This is a genomic window from Leptothoe sp. EHU-05/26/07-4, from assembly GCF_043421015.1.
Classification (GTDB): Bacteria; Cyanobacteriota; Cyanobacteriia; order Phormidesmidales; family Phormidesmidaceae; genus Leptothoe; species Leptothoe turfae.
The window spans coordinates 169837-181950 of record NZ_JAXSQV010000007.1; the positions used below are offsets into that span (position 1 = coordinate 169837).

Below are 12114 nucleotides of genomic sequence, written 5' to 3' on the forward strand. Positions count from 1 at the left end.
AAACCAGCTTTCGCTAAAGTTGTGATGGTATTTAACTACTTACCTACACCTGAACTGTTACATGAATTAGCCAAGGGACGATTAGCAGATCGACTGTTACGGGCAGTACGCCTGTGGGTATTGCTGCATCAGCTATATGGACCTGATGCTTGGGCACAGCAGCTACCACAGCCATTTCGCTATGGTGATTTGCGCACTCTTCTCTTTGCACCAAGCCATGGCCGTAGTGAAACAGCGAAGGTACCAGAGCTAACTGCCCATTGCGACCTTGATTGTTGTTGCCAGCGTTCCCTAGCAACCTGGTTAATGGACAGTGATCCTGCCTTTTCGTTAATAGATTGGCAGCAACAAATTATGTGTTTGAGCCATCTACCAAAAGCGGCCATAGACACCGCTTTGGCCGCCTGTCCATTCGCGACCGTGCATCGTTCGATTCGAAATGACTTATCCCATTTGGCCGATCTGGGCTGGCTGGCTGGGGAGAGTAAGGGACGGTTTCGTACCCTTGAGCCCCATCATTGGCCGCAGCTACAGATGCAGGCACCCATGCCGTTGGGTAATTTGTCAGTAGCACAGACCTGGGAGGTATTGCGATCGCTAGAGTCGATTTCGTTTGTGCAGCCCAATTTAAATGTAATTGTGCAATCTCTGTGGGAACAGCTGACCAGTCAACAGTCAGTGACCACTGTAGAGCCAGAGCGGCGTATCTTTATCCATCTAGATTACATCCTGTCGGAGGCGATGCAGGAGCAGGTGGATACACTGCAAGAACAAATCGAACAGCTATGGCGCAGTGGCGGCGGTGTTATTCAGTTTAACTATTGGCGTAGCCCGGAGGACACTGTACCGATTACGGTTTATCCGGTGTGTTTACATTATTCTCGACGGGCTAAATATCTCAGTGCCTATGGTGACGATCCAACCGGTGTATTCGGTTGGCATAATTACCGGTTAGATCGAATTACATCATCTCGATTGACGGTGTTTGTCTGGGGTGACCCCCAGGTCCCAGAATCGCTACGGGCGATGCGGCGCATGGGCCAATTACCAACGTCAGAAAATGTGAATGCGGCTTTGGACCAGGCCTGGGGGTTTAATTTTTATTTACCTCGTCGGTTATTAATTATGCGTTTTCCGTCTGAGTTTGCTCGGTGGTATGTTGAGCAGACTGAGCGACACTCTACTTTTCAGGCGGTTGACTATCAAGCATTGCCAGGGTTAATAAAACAGGCGATCGGGGATAGTGACGACCAGGCAACAGTGCTGGATATTTTAGCTCGGCGCAATCCGCAGGATGCTTATTATCGGGCTTGGATACGCCTGGGGGATATTAATATTGTGATGCGGCTTCGGGATTGGCGGCCTAAAGGTGAGGTGATTGCCCCCCTGGCATTACGTCAACGGATGCAGGCAGAGGCGGATGCTGAGTTGAGGCATTATCAGGGTTGATGGGGCTAAACTAATTCAATGTCTGGTGCTGCCATCGGCTGCGCGACTGTGGGGCTGTGTTCTGTGGCAGGCTGGATAAAGGGGGATGAAAAGCTTTGTCAGAGCGGATTAGCGGCTTTTTGCTTGTCTTTGGGATCCGCGCAAGTGCTGGAAGGCTTATCAGTTCAACGTTTTGTAGGATTATAGGATTAAGGTAACTTGAAGAAGTGCACATTTACTGGGCTGAGAACTATAATGAGGTAGATTCGCGTAAATGTACCTTGAAAACTAAATGCAGCCAGCGTTTCAATGGGCTGCCGTCACAATCAACCACTTCCCCTCACGGGGATTAAAACTAGCACTACTTCAGCGCTAGACTCCTTCTCTCCGGTCACAATCAACCACTTCCCCTCACGGGGATTGAAACGTTTGCACTCTAACTCAAAGCCTAGCTGCGTCATCAGGTCACAATCAACCACTTCCCCTCACGGGGATTGAAACTTTTTTGCCATATCCAAACAACCTCAAATGGGCTTGTCACAATCAATCACTTCCCCTCACGGGGATTGAAACTAGAAAATCAGGCCGATCTAGCGTGATCGGGCTCACGTCACAATCAACCACTTCCCCTCACGGGGATTGAAACCAGTCTCTTAAGCCGTCAGTGCCCCTGAATATGAGTCACAATCAACCACTTCCCCTCACGGGGATTGAAACGATACTATCAGGCGATTCAAGTGGATCGTAGTATTTAGGCGTCACAATCAACCACTTCCCCTCACGGGGATTGAAACTTTGGAGGATTTGAGCATCAGCGCATCTTTGTTTGCGTCACAATCAACCACTTCCCCTCACGGGGATTGAAACCAGATCAACCATTGGATATTTCGCTCTCCATCATAATCACAATCAACCACTTCCCCTCACGGGGATTGAAACAACCATGGACAGAGGTAATAAAAGGTTTTTGGTGGGCTCACGTCACAATCAACCACTTCCCCTCACGGGGATTAAAACAACTCAATCCAGGTGTTACCGTCCCAGTATTCCCAGTCACAATTAACCACTTCCCCTCACGGGGATTGCAACCAACCCTTGGCTAGGTGTGAAATCTAATTTCACAAGTCACAATCAACTACTTCCCCTTCTGGTTGCCCTGCGATATCGGAATCAGGCAACCAGGTATTTCATATAAGAAACCCCCACGAACACTAAGGCTCATGGAGGCTTCGGGTTAGATATAAAGGGTTAAGTAGTACAGATTTCCGTCTACTTAGATATAGAGTTCGTGCTAGGAAGTTATTCCATACAGTGCTTTGCCTGTGAATTCACTGTATGCCGAAATGGTTTACATACATCCCTTTGCCGCACAAGCCTATCGTCTGCTTACACAACCATCAATTTTTCCTAGCATGTGTCAGAGATCACTGTGGGATGAGCAGATAGGATATTAACTAAAGGGTTCTGACGTGGTTGTGCACTGTTTTGCCCAGAGAATTGTAGCGTCGGGCGATTAGTCTAGTGAAGCTTTAAAAACAACAGCACCCAAAACAATCAACTGAAAAGTTCTCCTAAGTTCAACAAGACTTTTTAGAGTTGTTTTAATAAGGCGACCTTACTATAAACAGGGCTCTCTAGTGCCATTAAGAAGAGATATCAGTGAGTTGTTTGGGTGCTGTCTTTGATCCGTCAATTGATTCTACTGAGATATCTATTGTCAGACCTCCTTTCGTTATGGCCATAAGCCTTTCAGCTCATGTCCTTAGGATATTCCGATAATGCTTGAATGTCTCTTCTCTGATACAAACGTTAATGTTGTTATTTGTCATTGTTTTTCTTGTAAAACAGTGAGATAACTCTATGGTGTGATAGCTGATTGGGACATTTTGATTCGATCAGCTTAGCGGGTACTTTCTTTTTGGATACCGAGATACGCAAACGCCGAATCACTCTCGACGTTTGCGTACGTTCGATGAAAGTAAGACACCTTGTCAAGGTTATGCGCTAAACATTGACGGGCTGATTACGTAGATGAGTTGCTTGCTCAATTTGGGTTAACCATTGCCGCCAACAGAGACTGGCTAAGTGCTGCAACGTTTTCCCATATTTCTGTGTATCTTGGCGCAAGGCTGCAACTGTCACATCTGTTGTCGAGCCAATCTCACAGGCATGGCCAATAAACCATTTTCCCACTGTTTGGGTGATTACTTCTGGATGAAACTGTAGGGCTAAGATCGTTTGCTTGTAGGAAAATGCTTGATTTTCATACTTAGCACTTGAGGCTAAGAGATCGCAACCATCGGGTAATGTAAAGGTATCGCCATGCCAATGTAAAACAGCATCGGCAGTCGCGAGGGGCTGTAAGACAGACTGATGGCCTGCTTCACTTAAGTTGATGGGGGACCAACCAATCTCTTTCCCTGCGCTTCCAGGGTAAACCTTGGCCCCCAGAACACGCGCTATTAGCTGGGCACCTAAACAAATTCCTAGGGTGGGCAAATCGGCCTCAAGTCGGTGCTTTAATATCCGCAGCTCATCCTTTAGAAACGGATAATCTTGCTCATCATAGGCTCCAATCGGTCCACCTAAAATAATCAGCAAATCGGGGCTAGCTGGGTCAAGGTTAGCTAAATCATCGGCCCCTGCATCTAAATACTGAAGGGAATATCGCTGATCTTCTAAGACAGGGGCAAGGCTACCTACGTCTTCAAAGGCAATATGTCGAATTGCAATGGCTGTCTTCATGGTTCCTTTTTTGAAAACTTTTACGCGTTTTGGGTGTGTGTCTATCAAGAAGCAAGGTGTTGTCTTAGTCACATAAACCTGCTTGTGCAAAGCTGTCTGCCCCTGCTACAGAATCTAGCACTCCTAATTCCTTAGCCAGTTGAATGACATCGGAATAGTCAATTCTCAGCAGATCAACGTCTGCATTTGTCGCTGTGTCTTGGATGATTGTTCTGGCATTAGGAAAATTGATTTGCTGTAGCATAGCCCCCCATACATCTAGTTCTGCATCGGCAAACCAGCGGACAGGCTTGGGCAATATCTGGCTAAAGAACATCTGTTGCTCTAGTGACAAATTAGCGTACATACACTTGGCCAACTCTAGGAAAATACTATGGTGAGCCTTCTCGTCACGTAGGTGGGTATAAACAGTCAGCTGGTTCAAAGGCTGGATCTCCTTATCATACGCAAGCAGCGACAAATAATCGCTAACAAAAACCTCTGAAACAATAGCTGTAGCCATCTGAACAAGAAGCTTTTTCCATGGTTCTGAATAGCGTTCTTTTTCTTGCGTCATCTTTCTTACCAAGGTAAAACTTGGTAATTTTAAGTGTTGTAATTGACGATGTTCACGGGTGATATTGCAAGCATGCACAACCAGTTGAATGTGATAAGCTTCATCGACTAAGGTATCGCTAGCGATCAATTGGCTTGTCTCATCATCTACCCCTGGAACTTCCCGATAGAGAATATGATTACATGCTGGGGCAATTACCTTGGATTCAATATCAATTGTTTTTTCGTTATAGGCAATCCAGCCACAGGAAAGGACTTTTTGTCTAATTTCTGAAGGTGCAGCTAAAAAATCCGGGTGATCTTTAAATGGTAGCAAATCTAAACGAAAATCTTCTCGATTTGGGTTGAAGGCCATCTCGGATGATGACTCATATGCTACTTTCTTTTTAACTTGGCTAACCTGGGACCTAAGGTGCCAATTATGGGCCATTTTCTCCAATAGCATCCGAGAGTGAGAGATATCAGCTGAAGAGTCGGGCTTGACAGTTTGTGTTTTTGAGGGTTCAATTACTGAATTCATAGCGATTCCACTGATAAGCTTACGTTTCTAGCCGAGGGATTATCTAGCCAAGGGATTAATCGGCAGGTATAATCAACTTCAAGTGTTGTTTCCACTGCACGCTGAGGTGAGTAGATATTTATTACTTGTTGTTGATAGTTATAAAAGCCAATGGGAACTGGAAAACTCAAGTGTTTTAAACTACTTTCTTGGAGAGAATATTGTGCTTGAAGCAGATACCCGTTTTAGCTATTTCAAATCAGACAAACTAGCGCCAAAATTGATATGGAATGCTTCACCGTCTATCACCAATGCGGGTACAGATTTGACGCCCGCTGATTCGGCTTCAGCAATACGGGATTGATCATTGCCGAGATGTACGCTCTCCACATTGTAGCGAGACGTATCTATTGCTGTTGCTAGATTATTTTCAGCAGCAATGCAAACTGAACAACCAGCATGATAAAAAGTAGCTGTCTTACTCATGATTCTTTCCTAGGTTAAGTATTGGGCGATGTGCGCCTATTGCTTAGGCTAAACGTAGGCAAACCATCTAGGAAAGGGGGCACTTTTTGGTGGGGTAGGCACTTTTTGGTTTAATTCATTGAACTATCTAGAGAAAAATTAGATAACAGATGCAAAGTAGCGCTCGAAAACTTGAAAATGTTCTTGGCTGCAAATGGTCCGTACCTGTCCTGCTTGCAGTGAGCAGTGGTGTTATCCGGCCAGGGGCTCTGGAAAAGCATATCAACGGTATTTCGAAAAAAGTCCTAGCAGAGCGTCTGCGAAAGTTAAGGGCATATGGCCTTTTAAAAAAACACTCGTTTCCTGAAGTACCACCTCGTACGGAATATTCCATAACGCCATTAGGCCAAAAGCTCATTGATGTTATCCAACAAATTCAGTCTCTCAATACAGAACTTGAGGAGGAAATTATTAAGGGTATAAGAGAGAATGATTGATGCTAGAGCTAGACAGTATGTTAACCACCTGCTCTACCAGGCTCGTGGCTAGGACTGCTTACCTAAGTAATAGACCTGGTTACCCAGAATGGATGCGGTAACCAAGCCCACACTAATGGCGACTAGTCAAATACCAACTTTGAAGCCTTTTTCTTTTGTGTCTGCCCTTGTGTAGTGCAAATTGCTACATATTGTAGTAATTTGTAAGTTGCCTCATCAAAAATAACTCACTTGTTCTGCGATAAAAGCTATGAATTACCATGGGACATCATGGCAGTCTCGGCTCACAGCCTCAGTGGGGCCGCTGACACACACATTGAATTATCAGGGTTGCTGATGCAACTTATGGAGTGCTAAACAGTCCTCACCGCACTTGTGTTCAGTGACTAGTCAGTCCGCGGGCATGCGTTAGAGGCTTATCAGTAGAAAGTGGGCGTGATCCATGAATCAGGCCCACTTCAATTAAAAAATAAAATATGATAATGACTCAATTTGATCAGGAGCTTGCTGCTGAATTATACGCATTAACATATAGCACTGACGATTGCGCGGCTACTATAGAAGCCTCCACGAACACTAAGGCCCATGGAGGCTTCGAGTTAGATATAAAGGGTTAAGTAGTACAGTATTCTGTCTACTTAGATATGGGGTTCGCTATAGGAGTTTATGCCATACAGTGCTTTGCCTGTGACTTCACTGTATGTCGAGATGGCACCTACCCATCCCTTGGCAGAATAACCCCATCGTCTGTTTACACAACCATCAAGTTTCCTTGGTTTGTGTCTGTGATCACTGTGGATGAAACTGATTGGGTATTAACTATAGGATTCAGCGCCTGTTTTGTGCCATTGCCCAGTGAGGTGTAGCGTTGGGCGATTGGTCTAGCAACGCTTTAAAACACAACAGCACCCAGAACGATCTACCTGAGGAATTCTTCTACATTTAACAAGACTTTCTAGAGTATTATTTGAAGAGCTTCTTCACTATCAATAAGACTCTCTAGCGCAAGCAAGAAGAAATATCAGTGACCTGTTTGGATGCTGGTATTGATCCTTCAAACGATTCTATTGAGATATCGATTGTTGACCTCCTTTGTTGTGGATATAAGCTTTTCAGCTCATGTATACAGCATATTCCCAGGAGAGGTTTATGTCTCTTCTGGGATATAAACGTTAATGTTGTTGTTTTTTGTTTCTGGTTAGTGAACTCGGTCTATGGTGTGATGTAGCATCAACTAGTGCTCATTTTGAGTTTATCTGTCTAGAAATAGATAACTCCGTCGCAGATTAAGAATCCACGCTCCAATCAAAATACAAATGACGAGTCAAGGGCAGCTCCGTTGCCTAAATGGTGAAATGCCACTGGCAAACCAAAGGATTTTCGGCCCTGGTCGTGTCATGTAGCGCTCAGTCAGATAGCCCAGTTTAAGGCGTGAATGCAGGTGGGGAGCGTAATGTAGGCCAAGGATAGTAGTGATTTTGACCCGCCGCAGTCCCTTACCCATCCAAGGTGCTGTCCCATGGCCTATAATTGACTCAGAGATTAAAGATCGGTTGGTAGCTTTTGTTTTTAGTATTAACGAGTTTTATCGTTTTTCCATTGACATTTCCCTTCTCGAAACTTCCCTCTACATATCCCCTAAGTTTTGGAGAAAATCCATGTCAATCTATGTAGGCAATCTGTCCTATGACGTTACAGATGCTGATCTAACGACTGCATTTGCAGCCTATGGAACAGTCAAGAGTGTTCATCTGCCCACTGATCGTGAAACCGGTCGCATGCGCGGCTTCGGTTTTGTCGAGATGAGTACAGATTCTGAAGAAGAAGCTGCCATCGAAGCACTAGATGGTGCAGAGTGGATGGGGCGTGATCTAAAGGTTAATAAAGCTAAGCCCCGTGAAAATCGCGGTGGCGGTCGCAAAAGTTGGTAAAAACTTTTCCCATGGCCATTGCCTATGGCTATTGAATATATGACGTCCAGTCATTCGTAGCTGTTTGGTTGTAAAGGTTAGCTCTAACTAAAAGGGTTCAGGTAGAAGTACCTGAACCCTTTTATGTATCAGTTGTACGGGATGCACTCAGCACCCAATCTTGGTTAACCCTGACTAGCCCCCTGCTCCATCAGCGGACAATGGACTTATTACGCGCATCAAGGCAAAAACTTTCTGGAGGTTATCGATAGCCTTAGTATGAGCCTCCCATCCCCCCATCCCCCTTTGATCCTGGGCAAACCTAAGCCACAACGTACTAATCGAGCAGCTTGCCTATACTTCCATATAAGAAGCCCCCACGAACACTAAGGTTCATGGAGGCTTCGGGTTAGATATAAAGGGTTAAGTAGTACAGTGTTCTGTCTACTTAGATATAGGGTTCGCTATAGGACGTTACTCCATAGTTTGCTTTGCCTGTGAGTTCACTATATGCCGAGATGTAGCATATGCCCTCCTTTGCAGGATACCCCCACCGTCTCCTTATATAACTATCAATTTTTTCTGATTGGTGTCTTAGATCACTGTGGCACGATCAGATGAGGTGTTCACTAAAGGACTCCAGGGATATTTGTTGCTACTGTCCGACGACTGAGGCTATCGGATGATTCTCTAGTAAAGATTTAAAGTGCTACAGCACCCATAACAATCAACTGAAGAGTTCTTCTAAATCTAACAAGACTTTTTAGAGTTGTTTTATAACAGGTGAGCCTACTATAAACAGAGCTCTCTAGTACCAGTAAGAAGAGAATCAGTGAGTTGTTTGGGTGCTGTCTTTGATCCGTCAAACGATTCTGTTGAGATATCTATTATTAGACCTCCTTTCGTTATGACTAGGGCTTCTCAACCCATGTCCTTAGAATATTCCGGCGATGTTTGAAAATCTCTTCTCTGATACAAACGTTAACGTTGTTTTTGTCACTGTTATTCTTGTCAATCAGTGAGATAACTCTATGGAGGCGTTATGTTCAAGTTGGGGATAATAAAAAGCCCCTACCGATAGGGCAGGGACTTAAAGTGTACGTATTTAGAAGAGAGGCAATGCCTGAGTGCGGGTGTCTAATGCCTTAGACGTCATACACGCGAGCTTCAGCAGCGCCAGGATTCTCGGCACAGTAGCGAACAAAGGCTATGGTGGGATTGACCTTTTGGTGACCCGCTTTCGCCGTTTGCAGTTCTTCGACGGTTTCCCAGGCAAGAGCTACCTCAATGCTCTCGGGGCCTTGCATCTCAGTGAGGCGACGGGCATGTTCGAGTGCGGCTTGGAGTTGTGTTTCAAATGCTGATTTTGATGATGGTGCCTTTAGTGGTGTAGAAGCTGTTGTGGGTGTAATAGTGGTGTTAGCCATGGTAAGAACTACGTTTTAAGAACTACGTTGGTGATGGACTGTTGGTAGCTCGCACACTGCCTGTCATTTTAGCGACTGTAAATCCACCCACATATAAGTTTCATCTCTAATTGGCTAACTTTCTTTACCTACTAACTTTCGTTACCGATCTCAGGGGATCACAATCCCTTTAATCCACTATCCGTCAACAAGTTTAGGATTTTCTCATCACCTTAGATCGGCCAGGGTCGTAAAATACTAAAACTTGAGCGTTAAATCTGGAGGAGAGGGTGTGTCTGACTCGCGGGCAATTGAACGTTCCGCCGACTGGTCGTGGCCATGGTGGCCGCTGGTGCCGTTATATCCCTATGGTCAGCGACGCACACTGCGCCGTGAGGTAATCGCTAACCAGGTTTGGACCTTTGACCAAATGCAGGGCATCTTGTATGTGGTGGTGCCCATTCGCATGACGGTGATCCGGCTGGCTGCTGGAGGTTTGCTAGTCTATGCGCCCGTTGCTCCTACCCCCGAATGTATTCGTCTGGTCCATGAGCTTGTGGCTGAGCATGGCGATGTAAAGTACATTATTTTGCCCACCGTCACTGGGTTAGAGCACAAGGTATTTGTAGGACCCTTTGCCCGCAAGTTTCCTTCAGCTCAGGTATATGTTGCGAAACATCAATGGAGCTTTCCGCTGAATTTACCCCTCAGCTGGCTAGGCTTTCCCATGGGCCGTACCCATTGGTTACCTGAGAGTCCTGCTGATGCTCCCTTTGGTGATGAGTTCGATTACCGTGTGCTCGGTCCCGTCAATTTAGGGGTTGGTCCCTTTTCAGAAGTAGCCCTGCTGCATCGGGCGTCTAAAACATTGCTAGTGACTGATTCGGTGGTTTCAATTCCAGCGGAACCGCCAGCAATTGTGCAGCTAGATAGCTATCCGCTGCTGTTTCATGCCAAGGATAGTGCTGCTGATCACCTGGCAGATACGGCTGAAAATCGCCGTAAGGGTTGGCAACGTATTGTTTTGTTTGCCTTCTACTTTCGCCCCGATGCGCTTAAAGATCCTCAATGGTGGCGGGTTTTACGGGCGGCTAAAACGGCATCTGATCGGTCTAAGCGGGCTTATTTTGGTTTATATCCCTTTGATTGGCACCCCCACTGGCAGCGATCATTTGAACGCCTGCGGGGGAATGGCAGATTGATGGTTGCGCCGGTTTTGCAGTCTTTGATTTTTAACCGGTGTGCAAAAGTGGTTTTAACTTGGGCTGATGAAGTCTCCCAGCTGTCGTTTGAGCAGATAATTCCTTGCCATTTGAATGCACTGATTAAGGCGGATGGGCACACATTCCGCCAGGCATTCTCATTTTTGGAGGCAGAGAACCGGGCTGGACGAGGGGGTGATTTGCCAGAAGCAGATTTTGATTTGTTGAATCGTATCAGCCAGCAGCTAGAACGTATCCGCGTTATGCCTCCGCCTGGGCCGTAGCCCCCGGTTTCTGGCGGAAAATCAGGGCGGTATAGATTTGAAACGCGGTATCCCAGTCGCTAGGCTTACGCCGCTGTAGATCCAGATAAACTGGCATATGGGGCAGTAAGGGCACCACTTCTAAAGCGCCCTGGCCAAAGTTGCTAAAGTCTTCCCACACCGGGCATTCAGTTGTACTGGTGATTTGCTGCATGAGGCCATTCCAACGAATGCGGGTGGATGTGAGATTCGTTTGGTCAGGCACTAGGGCAACGCTATTGCGGAATTCGTAGGTGCGATCGCAAATCCGCAAAATACTCTTCCGCCCATGTACATGCAAATCCATCACCTGGACATAGTCCTGAACCTGCACTTTGTCCTTGGTTTTACCCCAAGGTCCCTTTTCCGTAATGCGCTCAAAGACTGGCAGCTGAGCCCGAATAATTTGAGTGACCTCAGACCAGTCAAACTGCATTGAGCCCATCTGACCAGTTGGACTCTGGCATACAATCACTGGTTCCGGTGCGATCTCGCGAAAATGCTTAATCTGAAACACCTGCACAGTTTTTAGATCGTCAATGGTTGACCATAACGTTGGCACACCTACCGCCTGCAACGCCTCACCGTAATATTGCATTTCTCCAATGGGGCCGCTGCGCTGCAATCGCATGCCCCGCTTAGGTAGCTGCAGTCTTGCCATATACGGGTCAATGCGTAAAACGTCGGCGAGTCCCATGGCCGCTTGCTTAGCATCCTGCGGTGGTGTAATCACCAGTACCCCTGGCTCATCACTGCCCAGCACCGCCTTTGCTTCATTGAGAGCTGCTTGACGGCTAGCCTCCCGTGCTTGCTGCACACGCTTTAATCCGGCACGAGCCTGTCCCATGAGCTTAGGATTATTCACCCGTTTGAGAAAGGTGAGATAGGTTTTCTCCGCCGCATCCCACTGTAGTGTGCCTTCGTGCAATCGCCCGATCGATAGCAACATAAACGGATCTTTAGGAGCCGCCTTACGCCACTGCTTAAGCAATTGACTGGCACGACGATAATCCTGGGCTTCAAGGGCTGTAGTGACAAGTTGATGCATAGGTTGGCGGTTGCGACGGCAAATGAGCCAAAAATCTTTCCCATTGTAATCATGGAA

9 protein-coding genes and 1 CRISPR repeat array are annotated in these 12114 nt (G+C 46.3%); of the genes, 4 read left to right on the top strand and 5 right to left on the bottom strand.

All coding sequences use genetic code 11. The features are described 5' to 3' along the window. Positions 1-24: 24 nt before the first annotated feature. Positions 25-1449: a TIGR03985 family CRISPR-associated protein gene (locus U2F10_RS25160; protein WP_499873634.1), complete on the top strand. Its 1425-nt coding sequence runs from the start codon at positions 25-27 to the stop codon at positions 1447-1449. Between the two features lie 298 nt (positions 1450-1747). After that, positions 1748-2517: a CRISPR direct-repeat array (repeat unit 37 nt; unit sequence GTCACAATCAACCACTTCCCCTCACGGGGATTGAAAC). A gap of 915 nt (positions 2518-3432) precedes the next feature. On the opposite strand, the gene U2F10_RS25165 is transcribed toward U2F10_RS25160, so the two are convergent. From U2F10_RS25165 to U2F10_RS25175, 3 genes are all read right to left on the bottom strand, one after another. After that, positions 3433-4173: a glutamine amidotransferase gene (locus tag U2F10_RS25165; protein WP_499873635.1), complete on the bottom strand. Its 741-nt coding sequence runs from the start codon at positions 4171-4173 to the stop codon at positions 3433-3435. A gap of 64 nt (positions 4174-4237) precedes the next feature. Next, positions 4238-5173 (bottom strand): diiron oxygenase, encoded by a 936-nt coding sequence (locus U2F10_RS25170; RefSeq protein WP_250566179.1) that lies wholly within the window; start codon positions 5171-5173, stop codon positions 4238-4240. A 303-nt stretch (positions 5174-5476) separates the two neighbouring features. After that, on the bottom strand, positions 5477-5713 hold the full coding sequence (locus U2F10_RS25175; RefSeq protein WP_006517148.1) for a thioredoxin family protein: 237 nt from the start codon (positions 5711-5713) through the stop codon (positions 5477-5479). Positions 5714-5862: 149 nt separating this feature from the next. Here U2F10_RS25175 and U2F10_RS25180 point away from each other — a divergent pair, with 149 nt between their 5' ends. Both U2F10_RS25180 and rbp read left to right on the top strand, forming a co-directional pair. Then, complete coding sequence (locus U2F10_RS25180) at positions 5863-6189, top strand: winged helix-turn-helix transcriptional regulator (RefSeq protein WP_163661396.1); 327 nt, start codon at positions 5863-5865, stop codon at positions 6187-6189. Between the two features lie 1658 nt (positions 6190-7847). Beyond that, positions 7848-8120, top strand: coding sequence for an RNA-binding regulator (gene rbp, locus U2F10_RS25185; RefSeq protein WP_163661394.1), 273 nt, complete (start codon positions 7848-7850; stop codon positions 8118-8120). A 1124-nt stretch (positions 8121-9244) separates the two neighbouring features. Here the strand turns inward: rbp and U2F10_RS25190 are convergent. Then, positions 9245-9526: a Calvin cycle protein CP12 gene (locus U2F10_RS25190; RefSeq protein WP_499057218.1), complete on the bottom strand. Its 282-nt coding sequence runs from the start codon at positions 9524-9526 to the stop codon at positions 9245-9247. 271 nt (positions 9527-9797) lie between these two features. On the opposite strand from U2F10_RS25190, the gene U2F10_RS25195 reads away from it, so the two are divergent. Next, complete coding sequence (locus tag U2F10_RS25195; protein ID WP_163661390.1) at positions 9798-10991, top strand: DUF4336 domain-containing protein; 1194 nt, start codon at positions 9798-9800, stop codon at positions 10989-10991. On the opposite strand, the gene U2F10_RS25200 is transcribed toward U2F10_RS25195, so the two are convergent. Beyond that, positions 10969-12057 carry a tetratricopeptide repeat protein gene (locus U2F10_RS25200; protein ID WP_499873636.1) on the bottom strand — a complete coding sequence of 363 codons (1089 nt, stop codon included), beginning with the start codon at positions 12055-12057 and terminating at the stop codon, positions 10969-10971. The two genes, U2F10_RS25195 and U2F10_RS25200, sit on opposite strands and share 23 nt — an antisense overlap. Positions 12058-12114 lie beyond the last annotated feature (57 nt).